16 protein-coding genes are annotated in these 22,024 nt (G+C 44.6%); 15 read left to right on the top strand and 1 reads right to left on the bottom strand.

All coding sequences use genetic code 11. The features are described 5' to 3' along the window. Positions 1–393: 393 nt before the first annotated feature. Positions 394–1,038 (bottom strand): hypothetical protein, encoded by a 645-nt coding sequence (locus OGM16_04515; GenBank protein ID UYJ47541.1) that lies wholly within the window; start codon positions 1,036–1,038, stop codon positions 394–396. Between the two features lie 285 nt (positions 1,039–1,323). Here OGM16_04515 and OGM16_04510 point away from each other — a divergent pair, with 285 nt between their 5' ends. The 15 genes from OGM16_04510 (at position 1,324) to OGM16_04440 (ending at position 22,002) form a co-directional block, all read left to right on the top strand. After that, positions 1,324–1,998 (top strand): MgtC/SapB family protein, encoded by a 675-nt coding sequence (locus OGM16_04510; GenBank protein ID UYJ47540.1) that lies wholly within the window; start codon positions 1,324–1,326, stop codon positions 1,996–1,998. A gap of 218 nt (positions 1,999–2,216) precedes the next feature. After that, on the top strand, positions 2,217–3,854 hold the full coding sequence (locus tag OGM16_04505; GenBank protein UYJ47539.1) for an ATP-binding cassette domain-containing protein: 1,638 nt from the start codon (positions 2,217–2,219) through the stop codon (positions 3,852–3,854). Positions 3,855–4,183: 329 nt separating this feature from the next. Further along, entirely contained in the window at positions 4,184–4,669 is a 486-nt protein-coding gene (locus OGM16_04500) for an S-ribosylhomocysteine lyase (GenBank protein UYJ47538.1), read from the top strand. Positions 4,670–4,796: 127 nt separating this feature from the next. Continuing rightward, positions 4,797–5,555, top strand: coding sequence for an exodeoxyribonuclease III (locus OGM16_04495; GenBank protein ID UYJ47537.1), 759 nt, complete (start codon positions 4,797–4,799; stop codon positions 5,553–5,555). 83 nt (positions 5,556–5,638) lie between these two features. Further along, positions 5,639–7,498: an ABC-F family ATP-binding cassette domain-containing protein gene (locus OGM16_04490; protein UYJ47536.1), complete on the top strand. Its 1,860-nt coding sequence runs from the start codon at positions 5,639–5,641 to the stop codon at positions 7,496–7,498. Between the two features lie 92 nt (positions 7,499–7,590). Beyond that, the gene (locus tag OGM16_04485) at positions 7,591–9,669 is read left to right on the top strand and encodes an alpha-amylase (protein UYJ47535.1); all 2,079 of its coding nucleotides are present in this window, start codon (positions 7,591–7,593) and stop codon (positions 9,667–9,669) included. Positions 9,670–9,892: 223 nt separating this feature from the next. Continuing rightward, the gene (locus OGM16_04480; GenBank protein ID UYJ48390.1) at positions 9,893–10,822 is read left to right on the top strand and encodes a M20/M25/M40 family metallo-hydrolase; all 930 of its coding nucleotides are present in this window, start codon (positions 9,893–9,895) and stop codon (positions 10,820–10,822) included. A 134-nt stretch (positions 10,823–10,956) separates the two neighbouring features. After that, entirely contained in the window at positions 10,957–13,608 is a 2,652-nt protein-coding gene (locus tag OGM16_04475) for a cation-translocating P-type ATPase (protein UYJ47534.1), read from the top strand. 147 nt (positions 13,609–13,755) lie between these two features. Continuing rightward, positions 13,756–14,931 carry an MFS transporter gene (locus tag OGM16_04470; GenBank protein ID UYJ47533.1) on the top strand — a complete coding sequence of 392 codons (1,176 nt, stop codon included), beginning with the start codon at positions 13,756–13,758 and terminating at the stop codon, positions 14,929–14,931. Further along, positions 14,921–15,871, top strand: coding sequence for a carbohydrate kinase family protein (locus OGM16_04465; GenBank protein ID UYJ47532.1), 951 nt, complete (start codon positions 14,921–14,923; stop codon positions 15,869–15,871). The genes OGM16_04470 and OGM16_04465 overlap by 11 nt, the downstream gene beginning before the upstream one ends. 1 nt (position 15,872) lies before the next feature. Next, on the top strand, positions 15,873–17,261 hold the full coding sequence (locus OGM16_04460) for a fucose isomerase (protein UYJ47531.1): 1,389 nt from the start codon (positions 15,873–15,875) through the stop codon (positions 17,259–17,261). Positions 17,262–17,327: 66 nt separating this feature from the next. Next, on the top strand, positions 17,328–17,828 hold the full coding sequence (locus OGM16_04455) for a hypothetical protein (GenBank protein ID UYJ47530.1): 501 nt from the start codon (positions 17,328–17,330) through the stop codon (positions 17,826–17,828). Between the two features lie 56 nt (positions 17,829–17,884). Then, positions 17,885–18,919 (top strand): galactose mutarotase, encoded by a 1,035-nt coding sequence (locus tag OGM16_04450; protein UYJ47529.1) that lies wholly within the window; start codon positions 17,885–17,887, stop codon positions 18,917–18,919. Between the two features lie 25 nt (positions 18,920–18,944). Next, complete coding sequence (locus OGM16_04445; protein ID UYJ47528.1) at positions 18,945–20,390, top strand: glycoside-pentoside-hexuronide (GPH):cation symporter; 1,446 nt, start codon at positions 18,945–18,947, stop codon at positions 20,388–20,390. A 349-nt stretch (positions 20,391–20,739) separates the two neighbouring features. Then, positions 20,740–22,002, top strand: coding sequence for an ROK family transcriptional regulator (locus OGM16_04440; GenBank protein UYJ47527.1), 1,263 nt, complete (start codon positions 20,740–20,742; stop codon positions 22,000–22,002). Positions 22,003–22,024 lie beyond the last annotated feature (22 nt).

Raw genomic sequence — 22,024 nt, 5'->3', positions numbered from 1 at the left:
TTAAGTACAATCCCCCTCCTGCATGAAAACTGTTTATTGGTTTGCTCCTACATTTTTTATTGCCAATAACGTAGAAAGCCGCCGGTGCATATGACAGAATAAGCATTTGTTTGAAAATCCGTGAGTGGGCGCGCATAGCGTCAGAACGGAGAACCACTGTTTGAGCACGCAAAGCGTGCGAGTTTGGTTCGCAGTTCTGACAATAGGCGGCGCAAGCCCACGAACAAAGGATTTTCTCCCAAATGCGCATCTGTCATGTGCACCGGTGGCTTTCGGACCTTAGTCAACAATATCCTAATTATGAAGATATATTTGAAATAATAAAAACGAGTGGTGATCTATAAAACTACCACTCGTTTTTTCTTATCTTGCATCTACAAAGAAGCTAAAGCTTTATTTCCCTTTGCGTATCTCCAACGGGAAATTCGCATTATCAGAAGTAACGTAAGTGACGATCACAGAATCCCCGCTGTCACTGGTAAGTGCATCTTCGTCAGAAGGACAGTTATCTTTGATAAAGCCGATCTCTCTGCCATCTGTTGTCTGGATCATGAAGGTACTCATGGCATTGCTGGTGGTGATGCCTTCATCGGTAGAGATGGTCCATTCCTCCTGCTCCGGGAAGGCACAAATGTAGGTGTTTTTTTCGGGATCACCAGAAGGATCCTTCATACAGGCGATGGCAATCTGGGTGTTCTTTTCAATCTCTGTTTCTACATCATGAATATCAGAAAGAGCAATCTTATACTCTTTTCCGTCGTCAGCCAGTAAGGTAAATGCAGAGTCGTTTTTTTCAGTTTTTGTAATGGTTCCCTGGAGCATATAGAATTTGCTGCTTTCTGTATCTTCCGGAACCTGCGTTTCAGATGAAGATTCTTCCGGGCTGGAAGTTCCTTCGGCAGAAGTCTCAGTTTGGCTTTCGGTCTGTGCAGGTACTGTTTTATCAGCAGGCACATCTGTTTTTTTGCCGCAGGCGGATATCATAATACTACCGGCTGCAAGCAGGATTGCAAGATTATATGCATGTCTTTTTTTCATGATCATAACACTCTCCTTTATGTTCTTATATCTCAGTTTGTTTCAGAATAGTTCCAAAACAGGTGATATAGGTGATTCTATGTTGATGGTAACATTCTGGTAAAGAAAATTCAATTAAGATTCCTTTAAGGTTTTTATTCCTTGAAACTATGTAAAAAAAATGTAAATTTCTGTTTCCATATTACTTTAAAATATACTTGTAATATGTTATAATATGACATTATTTTAACAGGAAAATATTGTAGAAAGTGACATTTTGGCAGACGGAAATGGAGGGGCATAAAAATGGTAGCAGAAATGATCACAAAAATAGGGATACCGGCAGATGCAGAATTGTTTTTGCGTGTTATTGTAGCCAGTATATTGGGGTACATGATCGGCTATGAACGAAAAAACCGTGATAAAAGCGCAGGTATGAGAACCCATGCTATCGTAGCGCTGGGGGCGGCGCTTATGATGGTAGTATCCAAGTATGGTTTTTACGATGTAGAAAAGGTAGATTCATCCCGTGTGGCGGCACAGATCGTATCTGGTGTAGGTTTTCTGGGTGCAGGTGTGATCTTTGTGCGAAATAATACAGTAAGCGGTCTGACTACAGCAGCGGGACTTTGGACTACAGCTGGTGTGGGAATGGCAGTGGGAGCCGGAAAATATGGCATTGGTGTCTGCGCCGGTATCCTGGTAGTGGCGATCCAGGAGATCCTTCACAGAACTTCTTTCCTTACTGCGGAGCCGATCCGCGGCTTTCTTAAAATGACCTGTACGGATTATGAAAATGTGATCGTGGATATCCAGACGCATTTTTCAGAAGAAAAGGTCAAGATTTCAAATCTGAAGGTGGGAAAAGGCAAGAATGGCACAAAGATAGAACTGGAAGTAGTGTATCCGCCTTTATATGATAAGAATGCAATGCTGTTAAAGCTGGCAGCTGATGAACGGATCACCGGCATCAGCGGATAACTGACGGAGAAACAGCTTATGAATAGTCTGCAAATGGGAAATTTCCTGTAAAAAGACCTTGCAAAATGCGGTGTTTCCCTGTACAATCTGATATTGAGCGAAGAATGTATTTTCAGGTTATCCTGTAAGTACATAAGACAGAAAAGAGGGGACAGCAAATGCCCCCTCTTTTAGCGGAAACAAAAACAATAGATTTATTTATAAGAAAGGTAAATGACATGATAAGTGCGAATAATATTTCCCTTCGTGTAGGAAAGAAGGCATTGTTTGAAGATGTAAATATCAAGTTTACAGAAGGCAACTGTTATGGACTGATCGGTGCAAACGGCGCCGGAAAGTCTACATTTTTAAAGATCCTTTCCGGACAGTTAGAGCCAACCAGCGGTGATATTGCCATTACTCCGGGACAGAGACTTTCCTTCTTACAGCAGGACCATTTCAAATATGATGAGTATACCGTTCTGGATACTGTTATCATGGGAAATGCAAGATTGTACCAGATCATGAAGGAAAAGGAAGCCATCTATATGAAGGAAGACTTCACTGATGAGGATGGCATCAAGGCAGCAGAACTGGAAGGCGAATTTGCTACCATGAATGGATGGGAAGCAGAGTCTGATGCAGAAAACCTGTTAAATGGTCTGGGCATCGGAACTGAATTCCATTATGCACAGATGAACACTCTGTTAGGTGCCCAGAAGGTCAAAGTTTTACTGGCACAGGCACTGTTTGGAAATCCTGATATCCTGCTTCTTGACGAGCCTACCAACCATCTGGATCTGGATGCTATTGCATGGTTAGAGGAATTCCTGATCAACTTTGAGAATACCGTTATCGTAGTATCCCATGACCGTTATTTCTTAAATAAGGTCTGCACACAGATCGCTGATATCGACTACGGCAAGATCCAGCTGTATGCTGGTAACTACGACTTCTGGGTTGAGTCCAGCCAGCTGATCATCAAGCAGATGAAGGAAGCAAACCGCAAGAAGGAAGAGAAGATCAAGGAATTACAGGAATTTATCCAGCGGTTCTCTGCAAATGCTTCTAAGTCCAAGCAGGCTACTTCCCGTAAGAGAGCCTTAGAGAAGATCCAGTTAGATGACATTAAGCCATCCAGCAGAAAGTATCCATATATCGACTTCCGTCCGGCCCGTGAGATCGGAAATGAAGTTCTTACAGTAGAGCATTTAAGCAAGACTATTGACGGCGAGAAGATCTTAGATGATATCTCCTTTATCCTTGGAAGAGAGGACAAAGTTGCTTTAGTTGGACCAAACGAGCGTGCAAAGACTGTATTATTCAAGATCCTTTCCGGCGAAATGGAACCAGATGAAGGAAGCTATAAGTGGGGACTTACAACTACCCAGTCTTACTTCCCGAAGGATAACTCTGCTGAGTTTGCAAATGATGATACCATTGTTGAGTGGCTGACCCAGTATTCTCCTGAGAAGGACGTAACCTATGTACGTGGATTCTTAGGACGTATGCTGTTTGCAGGTGAAGACGGCGTTAAGAAGGTTAAGGTATTATCCGGTGGTGAGAAAGTCCGCTGTATGTTATCAAAGCTGATGATCTCCGGTGCAAATGTACTGATGTTAGATGAGCCGACTGACCATCTGGATATGGAGTCTATTGACGCATTGAACCGCGGTATGATCAAGTTCCCGGGTGTGATGATCTTCTCATCCCGTGACCACCAGATCGTACAGACCACTGCCAACCGTATCATGGAGATCATCAACGGCAAGCTGATCGATAAGATCACTACCTACGATGAATATCTGGAAAGTGATGAAATGGCACGTAAGAGATTTACCTTCACTGTAACTGAAAGTGACGAGGAAGACGATTAATACGATAACTATCAGGGCGGCGGGAAGTCTGACACAAAAAGCAGTGTCAAGTTTGCTTGTAGCAGCTTTTTGTGTCAGATTTCACATCGGAGTGATCTTTGATGCTTCTTGTACGGCTACGTCGTGCAGGAATATGCACCGCCTGAAAAGAGATATAATGCATAAAGAACGATAAGAGTAAGGAGGGCAGGAACCGGGAATTGCTGGGACCTGCCTTTCTGCCATTCTCAGGGAGTATTTCTCCATATTGCAGGAATATGCAGCACTGGAAATGTAAGGAAAAATAAGCGGAAAACAAGAGAAGAATTGAAAGAAAAGAGGAAATGACCATGGAAAAGATTGCAAGTTTCACCATCGACCATATTAAATTACAGCCGGGAGTTTACGTGTCCAGAAAGGACAAAGTGGGTGGCAGTACTGTTACCACCTTTGATCTGCGCATGACTTCCCCCAATGAAGAGCCTGTTATGAATACCGCAGAAATGCACACCATTGAGCATTTAGGTGCAACTTTTTTAAGAAACCATAAGGAATTTGGGGATAAGACTGTATACTTTGGACCAATGGGCTGCAGAACCGGTTTTTATCTCTTGCTGGCAGGTGATTATGAGTCAAAGGACATTCTGCCTTTAGTGGTGGAAATGTACGGATTTGTCCGTGATTTTGAAGGTGAAGTACCTGGGGCATCACCAAAGGACTGCGGCAATTATCTGGATATGAACCTTGGCATGGCAAAATACCTGGCAGTAAAGTATCTGAAGGTGCTGACACATATTGATGAGTTCCCAGAGTCAAGATTAGTGTATCCGGAATAGTACATCGTTTCGTAAATGATGTACTAGGAATAATTGAGTACCTTTGCCCCGCTTCGCAGGGCATTGGAGCACAACTGGTTTCCCCATCATAAGGCGGGGAAATTGATATACAGCAAAGGAGAACATCATGAAAAAACTCATATCCTGGAATGTAAATGGTCTGCGTGCCTGTGTGGGAAAAGGTTTTATGGACTTTTTCAATGAGGCAGATGCAGATGTATTCTGTATACAGGAAAGCAAGCTGCAGGAAGGACAGATCGATCTGGATCTGCCGGGCTATTACCAGTACTGGAACTATGCTGAGAAAAAAGGATATTCCGGCACAGCTATGTTTACAAAGGAAGAGCCGATCTCTGTTTCCTATGGTCTTGGCATTGAGGAGCATGACCACGAAGGCAGAGTGATCACAGCTGAGTTTCCGGAATATTACATCGTTACCTGCTATACACCAAACTCCAAAGACGGTCTTGCCAGACTGGACTACCGTATGACCTGGGAAGATGCATTCAGGGCATATCTGAAGACGTTAGAGGAAAAAAAGCCGGTGATCTTCTGCGGAGATTTAAACGTAGCCCACAAGGAGATCGATCTGAAAAATCCAAAGACCAACCGGAAAAATGCGGGCTTTACAGATGAAGAAAGAGGCAAGTTTACGGATCTTTTAAATGCCGGTTTTATTGATACCTGGCGCTATTTTTACCCGGATACAGAAGGAATCTACTCCTGGTGGTCCTACCGTTTTAAAGCAAGGGAAAAGAACGCAGGCTGGCGCATTGACTATTTCTGTGTCAGCGAGAGCTTAAAAGATGACTTAGAGAGTGCAAAGATCTATACAGAGGTGTTTGGTTCCGACCATTGTCCGGTGGAATTAGTGATCAAAAGGTAGCCGCGGTTTTTTCTTTGTGCTATACTTTTTTTGGAGACTAAAACGAAGAAATAATGAAGAAATAATGAAGGAATAATCACCGCATGAATTTACTTACCATAGAACATTTAACAAAATCCTATACAGAACGCCTGCTGTTTAATGATACTGCATTTTCCATCAACGAAGGGGAAAAAGTAGGTCTTATCGGCATCAATGGCACAGGAAAATCTACGTTGCTGCGCATTGTGGCAGGTTTAGAGGAGCCGGACGGCGGTACGGTTGTAAAGGGGCGCAGCCTGTATGTCCGCTATCTGCCCCAGATCCCGGAGTTTACCCCTGGAGATACCATTCTTGACAGTATTGTAAGGGACAATCAAAATGAGCCTCATTTCAGCTCTGTGGAAGAATTAAAGGCTTCTGCAAAGTCCATGTTAAATCGCCTGGAGATTGAAGATTTTGACGCAAAAGTGGAGACTCTTTCCGGTGGTCAGAGAAAGCGCGTGGCTCTTGCAAGCGTTCTTTTAAGTACAGCGGATCTTTTAATACTGGACGAGCCGACCAACCACCTGGACAGTCAGATGGCTGACTGGCTGGAAGGTTATTTAAAGTCCTTTAAGGGTGCACTTTTAATGATCACCCATGACCGTTATTTCCTGGATAGTGTTACCAACCGTATTGTTGAGCTGGACAAGGGAAAGCTGTACAGTTATCAGGGCGGTTATGAGAAATATCTGGAATTAAAGGCAGAACGTTTAAGCATGGCAGAGGCAGCAGAACGCAAGCGCCAGTCTATCCTGCGCACAGAGATTGCCTGGATGCAGCGCGGTGCAAGAGCCCGTTCTACCAAGCAGAAAGCCCATATCCAAAGATATGAGCAGCTGCGTGACCAGGAAGGTCCGGAGTATGACAGAAATGTACAGCTGGAGTCTATTGGAAGCCGTCTGGGACGTACCACTGTAGAGCTGAAGGATATCTGCAAATCATATGGGGATAAGGTGCTGATGAAGGATTTCACCTATATCTTTTTGAAAAATGACCGTGTAGGTATTATCGGCCAGAACGGAAGCGGAAAGTCTACGTTGATGAAGATCATTGCCGGCTGGGTAGAACCGGATTCCGGTACAGTAGAGATAGGACAGACTGTAAAACTGGGCTATTTCTCCCAGGAAAATGAGGCCATGGATGAGAGCCTGAAGGTGATCGACTATATCCGCAATGCAGCAGAATATGTAAAAATAAAAGACGGCAGCATCAGCGCCAGCCAGATGCTGGAACGTTTCCTGTTCCCATCCAGTATGCAGTATACAACCATCGGAAAGCTTTCAGGAGGTGAAAAACGTCGTCTGTACCTTCTGCGTATCCTCATGGAAGCGCCAAATGTACTGATCCTGGACGAGCCTACCAATGACCTGGATATCCAGACATTGATCTTACTGGAAGATTACCTGGATACATTCCCGGGTATCGTTATCACTGTATCTCATGACCGTTATTTTCTGGATCGTGTGGTAAACCGTATTTTCGCTTTTGAGGGAAATGGGGTGGTGCAGCAGTATGAAGGCGGTTTTACCGATTATCAGCGTGCATGGAATGAGCGTCATCCACAGATCAGCGGAAATGCAGGTTTGGGCAAAGCTTCAGACAAAAATGCCGTTGAAGATAATGATCCGAACGCAAAGGCAGTGAATAAAAACAACTGGAAGGAGACTTCCGGAGCCCAGAAAAAGCTGCGTTTAAGCTATAAAGAGCAGAGAGAATGGGAGACCATTGAAGGAGATATTGCAGGTCTGGAAGAAGCTATAGCAGCCCTGGAAACAGAGATTGAAAAGTCTGCCAGCAATTATACACGTCTGAATGAGCTGATGAAGGAAAAAACAGAAAAAGAAGCACAGCTGGAGGAGAAAATGGACAGGTGGATGTATCTGACGGATCTGGTGGAGCAGATTGAAAGCCAGAAATAGGCCAAAATCTGAGAGGCGGCTTCCTTGCGGCAATGCCGCGCAGCGGGATTTGATAGCGCAAATAAAGGAAATGGGATTGAAAGGCGCAATATATGAAAAGAGAGTATAGCATAGAGACAAATGAGGGAAAAATCTATCCCCTGGGAGTGACAAAGACTCAGGGGGGATTTGATGTGGCATTTGTTTCTGAGAAAAAACCGGCATTGCTGCTTTTTGAAAAGGGAAGCAGAAAACGGATGGCCAGACTTGCATTTCCGGAAAATGCCCGTATGGGAAATGTGCATTATATGACGGTAAAAGGAGATTTTACAGGTCTGGAATATGCCTTTGAGGAAGAAGAAAAAGAAATTCCAGATCCATTTGGAACCTGTTTTACAGGACGGGAAAAATGGGGAGATGAGAAGGCAGCAGCACGGGCGCTGCACACACCTTTTGAAGCAGTGAAAGAAGACTTTGACTGGGAAGAGGACAGACGGCCTAAAATTCCGGCTAATGAGTGCATTGTATACAAGATACATCCAAGAGGGTTTTCAAAGCATGCTTCCTTTAAAGGGGAAAGCTGGAAGCGGGGAACATTTGGAGCGGTCGCAGATAAGATCCCTTATATGAAAGAACTGGGCATTACCACAGTAGAAATGATGCCGCCTGTAGAATTTGATGAAGTCATGGAAGATGTTCCCGGAAAGGTAAATTACTGGGGCTACTGCTGTGGACACAGCTTTGCGCCAAAAGCTGCTTATGCAGGCGCGGCACCTGGACAGAAAAAAGACCCGGTAAAAGAGTTTAAGACTCTGGTAAAAGCATTACATAAGGCAGGACTGGAACTGGCCATTGAGTTATACTTTGATGGGACACAGTCGCCTTCCTATGTGGTAGATGTGCTGCGCTTCTGGGCGGCAGAGTATCATGTAGATGGTATACATATAGTGGGTTATGCTCCTTTGGAAACTATTGTAAAGGATCCTTACCTTGCTGATCTGAAGCTTTGGGCGAAAAACTGGGACGAAGTGAGGCTGGAAAAGGGAACAGACAGAAGCAGCAGATCCAAAGAAGAAAAGAAAGGTCCCGGTCGGCGTCTGTCTGCTTACGAGACAGGATTTATGCTGGATATGCGCAGCTTCTTAAAAGGCGATGAAGGTATGTTGAACCAGGTGGCTCTTCATGTAAAGGACAACCCGGATACAGTAGCTTCTATTAACTACATGGCAAATACCAATGGCTTTACGCTGTTAGATATGGTTTCCTACGATCACAAGCACAACGAGGACAATGGCGAGGAAAATCATGATGGCACTGATTACAACCAGTCCTGGAATTGTGGTGCAGAAGGTCCGGTGCGAAAGAAAAAGATCCTTGCACTGCGCAAACGCCAGCTTAAAAATGCCCTTACCATGCTCTTTTTAAGCCAGGGAACACCGCTGATCATGGCAGGTGATGAATTTGGCCGCACCCAGAAGGGAAATAATAATGCTTATTGTCAGGACAATGAGATATCCTGGTTAAACTGGAATTTATCAGATGCCCATAAGGGACTTTATGAGTTTACAAAAGAGCTTATTTCATTCCGCAAAAAGCACAGTCTGTTCCACCGCAGCACAGAACCTACATTAATGGATCATAAGTCCGTAGGCCTGCCGGATGTATCTTTCCATGGGGAAAAGGCCTGGTGTCCGGACTTTGAACGCTACAGCCGCCAGCTGGGGGTATTTTACAGTGCTTCTTATGGGGAAAATGCAGATGGCAGCGAAGAACCGTACTTTTATACTGCCTATAATATGCATTGGGAGCCACATACATTTGCACTTCCCAATCTTCCTTCAGGATACAGCTGGCATCAGGTATTAGATACGGCAGAAGATAACATGAATGGATTTTTTACGGAAGGCAAAGAAAAACTTCTGGATGACCAGAAAGAGGCTCTAGTTCTTGCAAGATCTATCCAGGTATTTGCCGGACTTAAATGTCCGGAAAAGAAGGCTGTAGTTCAGATCCAAAAGCATTCAGGAAGCAGGGCAGGGAAAAGGATAGAAATAAAGGCAGAAATAAAAACGGAAATAAAAACAGAAGCAGAAAATGCAACAAAGACGGAAACAAAAGCGGAAACAAAAACAGAAATAAAGGCAGAAATGAAAAGAAAAGGTCCTAAAGAGAACCGGAAAGAAGGAATGTAATATGTTAAGCGAAGCTATGGAGCGTTTTATCAAGGAACATGAAAAAGAGGCATATGACCTGCTTCTTACCATTGCAAAGATCCCTTCCCCATCTAATCATGAGGAAAAAAGAGCCCAGTTTTGCTGTAACTGGTTAAAGGAACAGGGAGCAGAGGGAGTCTATATTGATGAGGCATTAAATGTAGTTTATCCAGCTGTTTTAAGGGATAATGTGGATGTTTATATGGCCCATACAGACGTAGTTTTTCCAGATGAGACGGAACTTCCTTTAAAGGTGGAAAATGGACGTATCTGCTGTCCGGGCGTAGGTGATGACACTGCCTGCCTTGTATGTGTCCTTCTGGCAGCAAAATATACTGCTCTTATGATAAAAGAAAGCAAACTTAACCAGATCCGGTCGGAAACAGAACCTGGACTGATCTTTGTATGCAATTCAGGAGAAGAAGGTCTTGGAAACCTGAAAGGCGTTAAAAAGATCTGCGAAGATTACGGCAGCCGTATGAACACTTTCTGCACCTTTGACGGCAGCCTGGAGCATCTGGTAGATGAAGCAGTGGGATCTAACCGTTATAAAGTGACGGTACGCACTCAGGGCGGACATTCTTTTGGCAATTTCGGCAATGATAATGCCATTGAAAAACTGGCAGGTATCATTGAAAAGCTGTATCAGATCAAGGTGCCGGAAGGCGGAAAGACCACTTACAACGTGGGTACTATTTCCGGTGGCACTTCTGTTAATACCATTGCCCAGGAAGCTTCCATGTTATACGAGTTCCGCTCTGACAGAAAAGTAAATCTGGCTTATATGGAAGAAAAATTTGAGGCAGCAGTAAATGAGGCAAAGGCAGCTGGTCTTAATATTACTTATGAGATCCTGGGCATTCGTCCATGCTCCGGTGATGTAGATAAAGAACGTCAGGCACACCTTCTTGAACGTGCAAAAGCAGCGGTAGAAACAGTGACAGGAATCTGCCCTGGAGTTGGTTCAGGTTCTACAGACTGCAATATCCCGCTTTCTATGGGTATCCCAAGCGTGTGCGTGGGCTGCTACAGTGGAGCCGGCGCTCATACAAGAGAGGAATATGTAGAGGAAGCTTCCCTTCCTTTAGGATACAGAGTTGCTTTTGAAATGATATTTGGCGGCAGGTCATAAGCCTGTTTTTTCCTGCATAAAGATAGTATTATCAAAAAAGAGACAATATATACATTCAGATGAGGATGCTGTAAAGACCAGGCTGGTCAGGGCATCCTCATTTTTTTCTATATGGGGTTTGCAGGGAGGCAGGAATGGAACAATGGTATGGTCTGACTCAGGAGGAAGTATTAAAACGTCTTAGTACCAACAGGACCGGGCTTAGTGAGGAAGAGGCAGAAAAACGGCTTGAAGTATATGGGGAAAATATTTTAAAAGAGCAGGAAGAAATGCCCTGGTGGCAGATATTTTTGGGACAGTTTAAGGACCTTTTAGTCATGATCCTTATTGGCGCAGCAGGGGTGTCTATGGTCACAGGAGATCCGGAAAGTGCTCTGGTGATTTTTTCGGTCCTTTTATTAAATGCCGTTTTAGGGACTGTTCAGCACCAGAAAGCCAGAAGATCCCTGGAAAGTTTAAAACGTCTGGCATCTACAGACACACTGCTCCTTCGGGAAGGGCGGATCTGCATGGTACCTGCTTCCAAGGTGGTTCCCGGAGATATCCTGGTTTTGGAAACAGGAGGGATAGCGGCAGCAGACGGCCGCATTTTACAGGCAACAGGCCTTACTTGCAATGAAAGCTCCCTTACAGGGGAAGCTTTAAATGTAGAAAAAAACGAAAAAAGCCTGTTTCCACAGCAGGAAGATATTGCTCTGGGAGATCAGAGCAATATGGTCTTTTCTGGTGCTCTGATCACAGGAGGCAGAGGAACAGCAGTGGCAACAGCTACGGGGATGGATACCCAGATCGGGAAGATCGCTTCTTTAATGAACCGCACAACAGAAAAGAAAACGCCGCTTCAGGTCAGTCTGGACCAGTTTTCCGGGCATCTGGCATTGGTGATCATGGGAATCTGCAGCGTGGTCTTTCTGATCAGCCTATATCGCAGGGAACCGGTTCTGGATGCCCTTATGTTTGCGGTGGCACTGGCAGTTGCGGCTATTCCGGAAGCTCTCGGCTCCATTGTGACCATTGTCCAGGCAATGGGAACACAGAAAATGGCCAAAGAGCATGCAGTTATAAAGAATCTGAAGGCAGTGGAAAGCCTTGGCTGCGTATCTGTGATCTGTTCAGATAAAACAGGAACGCTGACCCAGAACCGTCTGAGGACAGAGGCTGTGTTTTTAAATGGAGAAGAAGTGCCGGTAAGACAGCTGAAAAAACATGAAAATTTCCTATTTCTGGAAACTGCGGTACTTGCAAATAATGCATGGGGCGGTTTGCCGGAAGAAACATCAGATCCTTTGGAGCAGGCTCTTTTAGAGATGACAAAGGAAGCAGGAGAAGAACCGGAAATGATACGGAAAGGCTGGAAACGCCTTCTGGAACTGCCCTTTGATTCTAAAAGAAAGTATATGGGGACACTTTGTATAAAGGGAAGAGAACAGGTTCTATTCGTAAAAGGAGCAGCCGATGTATTATTGCCCCGATGTGCTTATGTGGTCAATCCGGTTTTTTCAGGAAAGCGCAGGCCGGAAAGTGCAGAAGGCACTTCCTGGGGGCGGCCCATGTTATTTTCAGACAAAAACCGAATTTTGCAGCAAAATGCAGCCTGGGCAAGAAAAGGTATGCGTGTCCTTGCACTTGCATGCAGACCATTAGATGAGAGAAAAGCAGGGGAAGACCTGGCGGAAAATCTTATTTTTCTGGGTCTTGCAGCTATGTCTGATCCACCAAGACCTCAGTCGCGCAGGGCCGTTGCAGAGGCGAAAAAGGCGGGGATACGGACGGTGATGATAACCGGTGATCATAAGGCAACAGCAGTGGCAGTGGCAGCTGATATAGGGATCTTTGTTTCCGGGGATCTGGCGGTAACAGGAGCGGAACTGGAGCAGATGGATGAGCAGGCACTGGAAAGAAAACTGGAACAGATCAGCGTATATGCCAGAGTGTCTCCGGAGCATAAGATCCGCATTGTAGAAGCGTGGCAGAGAAAAGGGCATATTACGGCTATGACCGGAGACGGGGTCAATGATGCCCCTGCATTAAAAAAAGCGGATATCGGCATTGCCATGGGAAAGTCAGGAACAGAGGTTTCCAGAGATGCAGCGGATATGATACTGACAGATGACAATTTTGCCACGATCATCAAAGCAGTGGCAAATGGTAGGAATGTATATCGGAATATTAAAAATGCGATCGGTTTTTTGCTGTCTGGAAATATGGCAGGTATTCTTTGTGTATTGTATACATCCATAAAAGCATTGCCGCTGCCATTCGCACCTGTACATCTGCTATTTATCAATCTGCTGACAGATTCTCTTCCGGCTATTGCCATTGGGATGGAACCGGCTGACAAAGATCTTCTGTGTCAGCTGCCGCGAGATCCAAAGGAAGGGATACTGACCTGTTCTTTTGTGGCTAATGTTCTGGTTCAGGGGGTTCTGATTGGAGGCGCTACCATGTGGGCATGGGAAAAAGGCTATGAGAATGGGGGCGAAGCCATTGCCAGCACTATGGCATTTACCACGCTGATCCTTGCAAGACTGCTCCACGGTTTTAACTGCAGAGGAAGAAAAAGCCTGTTTTCGCTGGGGATAAGGAGCAATCTCTGGTGCGTAATGGCACTTTTAGCAGGACTTGTATTTATGGGGGCTGTGCTGTTTGTACCCCAGTTGCAGAAGGTATTTCTGGCAGCAGATCTGAGCAGGGATCAGCTTCTGGTTGTGGGGGTGGGGGCATTGGCACCTACTGTTGTTATTCAGGCTTATAAGGTAATATGTGAACTTACATTAATTTTTTAGAAAGTCCACGCAACAATTGGTAATTCTGCACAAAAATAGTTTTTGAATTTAGTTATAAAAGTATATTTACAAACTAAGCTGTAGAATATATAATGTGGATATCAGTTAAGAAATCAACACTTCCGTTTGAGGAGAGGAGAAAAGCGTATGGAGAGAGGAAGTGCAGGTCAATTATTAGCTGTCAATACCTTTGTGTGGGTGACTACAGCACTGTATGCACCGTTTATCGGCGCATACTATGCGGAGCAGGGGATTACTCCATTTCAGGTAGGCGTGCTGACCGCTATTGGACCAGTGGTTTCCACATTGATCCAACCTTTGTGGGCTTACATAAGTGACCGGCTGGGAAAACGCAGAAGAGTTCTGATGATTGTGACTATAGGAAGCGGCCTGACGATTCTCACCTATCTGCTCCATGTAAGTTTTCATGCGTTTGTGGCAGCAACTTTATGCTTTACGGTATTTCAGACATCTATTCTGCCTCTGGCAGATGCATTGGTTACACAGGAGGCGGCAAGACAAAAGGCAAACTTTGCAAAGATCCGTATGGGTGGAACAACCGGCTATGCAATTACAGCTTTAGTTTTGGGGAATTTTTTGAAAGCTCGACCGGAATTAATCTTTGTTTTAGGAAGCTGCGGTTTCTTTCTGCTGACATTTTTTCTCCGGCTGCTTCCGGAAGATAAGACCAGGCAGTCTGTTGAGATAAAAAAGCAGAAATTCGGGGGGGAAATTTTTAAGACAAAGCAGATTTATCTGGTTCTGCTGCTGGCATTTGTTATGCAGCTAGGGCTTAGCTTTACAGGAACCTTCTATTCAGTCTATGTAATGTCCTTAGGTTACGGGCAGTTTATTGTGGGACTTTCCAGCTGTATATCTGCAATGAGCGAGCTGCCAGTGCTGTTGTTTGCCGACCGTTTGGTAAAAAAGTTTGGTGCGGTGCGGTTGCTGGAATTTTCTGTATTCATGATGGCGACGCGGCTGCTGCTGGCAGGCAGCGGAGTGCTTCCACTGATGTTGGCTTCTCAGTTGCTCCAGAGCGTGACTTATATGACTACATATTATAGCTGTGTGGTGTTCATCAGCGAGAATGTACAGGAAGGAAAGATTTCACAGGGACAAAGCCGGCTGGCTATGGTTCAGGCGGGAATCGGAGCGGTAGTCGGAAGTATTTTAGGAGGCTGCATGACTGAACGGTTGGGAGTATCTTTATCTTTCACGGTATTAGCGGCAGGAATGGTAGCTGTAGGATTGGTAAATATTTTGATAATTTATTACATAAACAAAAAAAGAAAGAAAGGTGGCGTTATACATGAAATTTGAAGTGGTTGGGATTGACTGTCCTTGCGTTGATCTGGCGGTAAACGTAGATGTTTATCCGGATTCAAATGGAGCTGAGCAAATCCAGAACATTAGCTGGCAGGGCGGTGGAAAAGTAGCGACTGGAATTGTGGCTGCTGCCAGATTAGGGGCAAAGGGGGCTGTCTTAGGTGCCGTGGGAGATGATTCTTACGGAAAATTTGTTGATGAGGATTTCATCCATCATGGCCTGGATACTTCCTACTTAAAAAAGAGGGAAGGAAAGACGACTAATTTCGATATTGTGCTGAGCAACCGTGAAACTATGGGAAGATGCATTCTTTATTATCCGGGTACGGCAGAGCAGCTGCAGGCAGAGGAACTTCCACTGGAATATCTGACCAATACAAAATATTTGTTTATTTCTATGCTGAATCCGGTGGTGGATTTAGCAGTAGACATTGCCAGAAAGGCTGGAGCAAAAATCTTTATTGATGCAGATTCCGACTCTGAAGAACTGCGTCAGATGATTCCAAAAATTGATGTGTTCGTTGCATCAGAATTTGTTTACAACGCCATGTTTGATGGCGGAGATCGCCGGGAAAACTGCAAAAAAGTCATGGAGATGGGGCCGGAGATCGTAGTGTTTACTTTCGGTGAGAAAGGCTGCATCGGAATGACGAAGGGCGGTTACTTTGAGCTTCCGGTATATAAAGTGGATGTGGTGGATACAGTGGGAGCCGGTGATGTGTATCATGGAGCATTTTTGGCAGGATTGTTAAAAGGGTATTCCGCAGAATATACGGCAAAGCTTGCCAGCGCTGTATCAGCTATCAAATGTACCAGAATTGGGGGACGGGCCGGTATTCCGGATCTGGAAACTGCACAGCATTTTATGGAAACTGGTGTTATTAACTATACGGACATTGATGCCCGTGTAGAATTTTATAAAAGGGGGATTTAATATGTATAAGCAGAAAGTAGTACTGGGAGTGGCACCTACCAAAAGAAGTTTTCTCAGCATGGAGGAAGCTAAGCGCCAAAAGGACAAATTTATGGCTAGGATTCGAGCTATAAAGCCTGAAGCAGTGGAAATCATCGATGTAGATGAGCTGTGCGAAAACGGAATTATGTGGGATACAGCCAAGATTCCTGCAGTTGTGGAAAAATTCCGCCGGGTCGGCATTGATGCGCTTTTTCTTCCATTCTGCGATTTTGGTGAAGAACAGGTAGTGGCTCAAATTGCAGGGGCATTCAAGGTACCAACTCTGGTATGGGGGGCAAGGGATGAACGCCCCAATAGCGATGAAGTCAGGGGAAGAGATACCCAATGCGGCATGTTCGCAGCGACCAAGGTACTCAGACGGTATGGAGTGAAATACAGCTACATCTGGAACTGTGAGACGGAAAGCGACGATTTTGCAAAGGGCTACGAAAATTTCATTCGCGTGGCAGCGGTTCTGAAAGCCCTGAAGAATCTGCGTGTAGCTAAGATTGGTGAGCGTCCAGTACCTTTTATGAGTGTTATGACCAATGAGGCAAATCTGATCAACCGGATTGGAATTACTACTGTACCAATTTCTCCATTTGCAGTAGCAGAGCGTGCTAAAAAGCTGATCGAGGACAACAATGCGCAGTATGAGGCCTATTATCAGGATCTGACGGCAAGGCTTGACTGTTCCGCTATGCCAGAGGAGAATGTAAAGAAGGTAGCAGCAACCAAGCTGGCAATTGAAAGCTTAATGGAAGAGAATAACTGTTCAGTGGGAGCATTTGAATGCTGGTCTGCGTTCCCGGCAGTGCTGGGAGTATGTCCTTGTACGGTATTAGGTGAGATGGCTGACAGCGGCTATCCTTTGGCTTGTGAGACTGATGTAAACGGTGCTATCACATTAGCGATTTTAAGGGCCTGCAACCTGTATGAAGATTCTGAGTTTTTGGCTGATCTGACCATCCGTCATCCTCAGAATGACAATGCAGAACTGCTGTGGCATTGCGGACCGTTCCCGTATTCACTGAAAGCATCAGAGAGCCAGGCCAGAATGGTGGACGGACAGGAACGTTTTGAACTGAAACAGGGACATTTAACACTGTGCCGTTTCGATGACATTGATGGAAAGTATTCCTTATTTGTTGGAGAAGCGGATACGACTACAGGACCGGAGACTAACGGAACATATGTGTGGATGCAGACAGATGACTGGAAGCGCTGGGAGGAAAAACTCATGTTCGGTCCATATATCCATCACCTGGGCGGTACTTACGGAAGTTATCTGCCGGTATTACGGGAAGTTGCCAGATATCTGGAGATTGAGTTTGATAATGCGCATGAGCAGGGAATTCACAGCTTATAAAATCGTGGACTAATGTTCCATAAATAATATGAAGTTGCAATTATAATTATTAAGGAGGATAATTTTATGTATACAATTAAAGCAAAACAGCTGACAGCAGAGGCATTCCGCAAATATGGAACTTACCAGAATCTTCTGGACAATGAAGAGATGAAGAAAAATTCTATTTTCCCGGAAAACTTTTTTGCGGATTTAGTAACACTTGATTTCGGTACATCTACCTTACCAACCATTTCCATCTGCCATGTAAAGAAACAGGAGAAAAACATTGTGGCTTTTCTGGAGGCACATAAGTTTACCTGTGAAGGGCTGCTTCCTCTGGACGGCGATGTGATAATTTTCGTAGGAAGTCCTATGGGAGATAAGTTCTCTGTAGAAAATCTGGAGGCATTCTATGTACCGAAGGGAACTTTTGTAAAATTGAATCCGCTGATCGTTCATGGAACACAGTATCCGGTAAACAGTGAAGAGGTACATATTGTATGTATGCTTCCTGGACGTACCTTTAAAAATGATATGATCCCGCAGCCACTGTCAGATGAGGAAAAGGCAGAGATCATTCTGTAGCTTGAAGAGTGGCATCCCCTTCACCGGTCTGCCGGCGAAGGGGAAAGGAGGGAAATATGAGTACAATCATTCCTTTTGGAGTTTTGCCGGGAGGAGAGGAAGTTTCCCTGATTCGCTTGAAAGGCAATGGAGCTGTTCAGGCTGAAATCATCACGCTGGGTGCCATTATAAAAAGTTTGTGGGTACCGGATCGTAAGGATGATCGAAAAGATGTGGTTTTGGGTCAGGACAGCTTAGAAGCGTATTTGAATAATCAATCTTGTTCCGCAGCGGTTATTGGCCGGGTAGCCAACCGCATTGGTGGTGCTAGCTTTTCCATCGTGAAAGAGAAGTATCAGTTGGAGGCCAATGATCGTGGCAATTGTCTCCACAGTGGCAGCGGAAATTACGCTGCACAGAATTTTCAGGTGGAGGAGATCAGGGAAGACAGGGTACGCTTGTCTTTGGAGGACTTTGGAAAGGGCGGATTTCCCGGCATGGTACGGGTAACGGTGGAATATCAAATAGTGGGTGCTGCATTGGAGATCACCTACACGGCAAAGCCGTCAGCAGACACGCCTATTAATCTGACAAACCACTGCTATTTTAATTTGGGGGGGCATGATAGTGGCATGCCCAGATATCATCGAGTAATGATCTGCGGGGATTTTTACACAGCAGCAGACCAAAACTGCCTTCCGACAGGAGAAATTTTACGGACAGCAGGTACAGCCCTTGACTTGCGGGAACTGGTCCCATTAGGAGAGAGTCTGGAACGGCTGGAAAAAAGCAATCTGAGCTTTAACGGCTTTGACCACAACTATGTGGTTGCTGGCCGGGGGTTCCGTCTTGCGGCAGCAGCAGAAGATCCGGAGAGCGGACGGAGAATGGAAGTTTGGACCGACCGTCCGGGAGTGCAGTTTTATACAGCCAATCATCTGGACGGTCAAACGGCTTGTAAAGAAGGCATGTTATACAATAGACATTGCGCTTACTGTTTTGAAACCCAAAATTTTCCCGATGCCGTTCATTGGTCTCATTTCCCAAATCCAATCGTGTCGGCGGGAGAAACATGGAGAAGTCATACAGCATTTCGCTTTTCTATCGTGTAAAATCTAAATTTAATGGAGGAAGGTTATGAATGGGAAAGGTAGATTGAATAACAAAACAAAGTATTCATACATGTTCGGCGATCTGGGGTGTTGCCTGATGAACTACATGCTTATTAACTACTTTATGTTTTATTGTACCAACATGTTAGGAATATCCATAGCTGCCGTGGGAATGATCATGTTCATTGCCAGGATCTGGGATGCAATCAACGATATTGGCGTTGGAGCTCTCGTGGATCGTACCCATACCAAAGTGGGAAAAGCCAGACCGTGGATCAAATGGTTTGCATTGCCATGCGCTCTGTCATGTTTAATGATGTTTTCAGCTCCTGCTGGTGCTTCTAATATTGTAAAAGTCAGCTGGGTAGCATTTGGATATTTTCTGTTTGCATTATTTTATACCACTGTGAATTTGCCATATGGATCCATGCTGCCGCTAATGACAAAAAATTCAGTGGACCGAGCATCCTTGTCAAGCTTTCGTATGATCGGTGCTTACATCGGCATCTTTATTGTAAATGCTACAGCGCTTCCAATGGTTGCTTTTTTTGGAAATATGCTGGGCGGTCGTGTGTACGCATATACCCTTGTAACAGGCATCATGTGTGTAGGTGGTGTGATCAGTTTCTTTATTCTTTACCGGAATTGTCCGGAGACTGTGAAGGAAGATACATCTGCTTTAGAAGGGCTGAGCCGTGAAGAAATTAAAAGAAAGCACAAAGAAAATGCAATTCCGATCACACAGAGTGTAAAATATCTGCTCAAAAACAAGGCATGGATTTTAGTATTTACAATCACCATGATAAATTTCCTGCGTCAGCCATTTACCAGTACATCCATGGCATATTATTTCCTGTACTACTTTAAGGTAGATGAAACACGCAGCGCACTGTTTTCTTCCCTGGGTCAGCTGGCTGGCTTGGTGGTGCTGCCCTTTGTACCGGTGATCATTAAAAAGTTTGGCTATAAAAAGAGTCTTATGACAAGCTATTTCTTATCAGCTATCTTTGGTTTTTGCGCATTTTTTGCAGGAAAAAATATCTATACCGTATTGGTATTTTATCTGTTAAGTACGGCATCCGGTGCCCTGACTGGCGTGGCTGTCCTGTCTATGCTGGCTGATACCCTGGAATACGGTGAATTAAAATTTGGTGTTCGTCTGGATGGTCTGGGTTTTGCAGCCAACAGTTTTTCAACTAAGGTAGGTCCTGCTGTAGGTGGTTTACTGGTAACTTTGGTATATGTAATCGGAGGATTGGATACATCATTGGTTCTGGGACAGGAGCAGAGCGGCAGTGCTATTTTAGCTCTTCGTCTGGCTATGTTTGTAATTCCTAATGTACTGGCACTGGTTCAGGTTATCCTGTCCTGCATGTATCCGCTGAGTCAGGAAAAGATGGAGGAAGTGAATACGGAACTGGAGATGCGTCACAGCAATCCGAATCATGTACCGGTAGATGTGCAGCTGTAGAGGTTCAGTACCGGAAAGTATACAGAATGGCATTAATTATCAATTAGCATTTATAAAGAATTTTTCCCAAGAAGAACAGATTTGTACTCCATTGAGATATTGACAGTTAAAAAAAAATAGGTGATAATAAAAATCTTGAATGAGAGTACAAATACAAGGCTAATGCAGACAGCAGGAGAAGAGCTCGAAAAAAGCCGAGGATCAAGGCTGGAACATATGGTATCAGGTTCATCCAAAACAGAGTTTTTTGAGAGATTTTTCGTAAGAAGAACAGGGTTGTACTCCATTGAGATATTGACAATATTAAAAGAGATGATCATGAAAATCTAGAATAGGAGTACAAAAGCCCATGGGAAACAACGAGAAATACAGTTTGGTCAGTTCTAGCAGGAAGCCGCGAAATATTAAGCTGCATAATCAGAAGTTGGTTCTGTCCCTGTTTCGAACTATGACAACAGCCTCGGTCAGCGAGATTTCCGAGAGAATTAATTTAAGTACCACAACTGTAAGCAAAATACTTGCAGTACTTCAAGAGAACGGACTTATTAAATCTATAGGAAAGGGAAGTTCTACGGATGAAGGGGGAAAAAAGCCGGAATTATTTGCGCTAAATGAGACATTTAAGTACGTGATTGGCTGCTATGTGGGAGCCGATCATGTAAAAATAATCCTGATGAATTTGAAATGTCAGAAAATAGCTAGTAAAAGCAAGTGGTTCTCACAGCCCGAGAGTCCGCACAAATCAATGCAGGAGTTGGCAGCCACAGTACGTCAGTTAGTGGAGGAAAACGGCCTTGAGGCAAAGGATATTTGCGGTATTGCGGTAGGATTTGATGGTATTGTTGAAGCAAGAAGCGGCGCCATCTACTATCCCATTCATAACGAAGACTGGGGATGCAATATTCTGATCCGAGACATATTGGAGGAACAGCTGCCAGAGTTTGAGAACATCTGGATCGACAACAGCGGCCGGTTCGGCGCTTATGCAATATTTTTGATCTGGCCGGAATTTAAGGAACAGAAAATGTTCAATCTGTTTGTTGGGGAAAATTCGGTGGGATGTTTGATTGACCGGGGAAAGATAGAACGGGGAGCCAATGGTTTTTTGGGAGAAGTTGGACATATGATCATTCTGCCTAGCTATCGCAAGAGAAGATGTGTCTGCGGCAGCTACGGTTGCTTCGAAAATCTGGTTGGTATTGATCATATTTTGGATATAGCAAGAGAAATAGGAGGAGAATGCGGCGATGATCAGCTTTTCCCCAGGATATTAGCAGGACGGTGTGGCTATAAGGATATTTTTGATGCATCGGAGCTGGGAAACCCATACGCGTGCCGAGTTGTAGACGAGATTGTGAAATATTTTTCCTATCTGATTCGTAATCTGCTTTTGTCTTGTGATCCGCAGATCATAACTATTACTGGTCCATATGCCAGCGCGGGAAAATACTTTGAAGATGCGCTTCAAAAAAGAATTCAATCAATTTCATTTTTTAAGATTGAGGGGCGGGTTAAGATTGAGTATTTAAAAGGGGACGGGGTATGTGACAGCCAGTTGGGCGGTGCATTATATGCGATGGACCAGTATTTGAGTACACTGGAACTTGGCTGACCTCATTATCAGCTGCTGGTTC

This window comes from Lachnospiraceae bacterium (genome assembly GCA_025758065.1).
Lineage (GTDB): Bacteria > Bacillota > Clostridia > Lachnospirales > Lachnospiraceae > Enterocloster.
Note: the sequence above shows the minus strand (reverse complement) of the source record. Positions and strands in the feature narration are given on the sequence as shown.

Bases quoted from the DNA above. Each gene is read 5' to 3' on its own strand.
- OGM16_04515 (UYJ47541.1), bottom strand. From the start codon at position 1,038: ATGAAAAAAAGACATGCATATAATCTTGCAATCCTGCTTGCAGCCGGT.
- OGM16_04510 (UYJ47540.1), top strand. From the start codon at position 1,324: ATGGTAGCAGAAATGATCACAAAAATAGGGATACCGGCAGATGCAGAA.
- OGM16_04505 (UYJ47539.1), top strand. From the start codon at position 2,217: ATGATAAGTGCGAATAATATTTCCCTTCGTGTAGGAAAGAAGGCATTG.
- OGM16_04500 (UYJ47538.1), top strand. From the start codon at position 4,184: ATGGAAAAGATTGCAAGTTTCACCATCGACCATATTAAATTACAGCCG.
- OGM16_04495 (UYJ47537.1), top strand. From the start codon at position 4,797: ATGAAAAAACTCATATCCTGGAATGTAAATGGTCTGCGTGCCTGTGTG.
- OGM16_04490 (UYJ47536.1), top strand. From the start codon at position 5,639: ATGAATTTACTTACCATAGAACATTTAACAAAATCCTATACAGAACGC.
- OGM16_04485 (UYJ47535.1), top strand. From the start codon at position 7,591: ATGAAAAGAGAGTATAGCATAGAGACAAATGAGGGAAAAATCTATCCC.
- OGM16_04480 (UYJ48390.1), top strand. From the start codon at position 9,893: ATGGCCCATACAGACGTAGTTTTTCCAGATGAGACGGAACTTCCTTTA.
- OGM16_04475 (UYJ47534.1), top strand. From the start codon at position 10,957: ATGGAACAATGGTATGGTCTGACTCAGGAGGAAGTATTAAAACGTCTT.
- OGM16_04470 (UYJ47533.1), top strand. From the start codon at position 13,756: ATGGAGAGAGGAAGTGCAGGTCAATTATTAGCTGTCAATACCTTTGTG.
- OGM16_04465 (UYJ47532.1), top strand. From the start codon at position 14,921: ATGAAATTTGAAGTGGTTGGGATTGACTGTCCTTGCGTTGATCTGGCG.
- OGM16_04460 (UYJ47531.1), top strand. From the start codon at position 15,873: ATGTATAAGCAGAAAGTAGTACTGGGAGTGGCACCTACCAAAAGAAGT.
- OGM16_04455 (UYJ47530.1), top strand. From the start codon at position 17,328: ATGTATACAATTAAAGCAAAACAGCTGACAGCAGAGGCATTCCGCAAA.
- OGM16_04450 (UYJ47529.1), top strand. From the start codon at position 17,885: ATGAGTACAATCATTCCTTTTGGAGTTTTGCCGGGAGGAGAGGAAGTT.
- OGM16_04445 (UYJ47528.1), top strand. From the start codon at position 18,945: ATGAATGGGAAAGGTAGATTGAATAACAAAACAAAGTATTCATACATG.
- OGM16_04440 (UYJ47527.1), top strand. From the start codon at position 20,740: ATGGGAAACAACGAGAAATACAGTTTGGTCAGTTCTAGCAGGAAGCCG.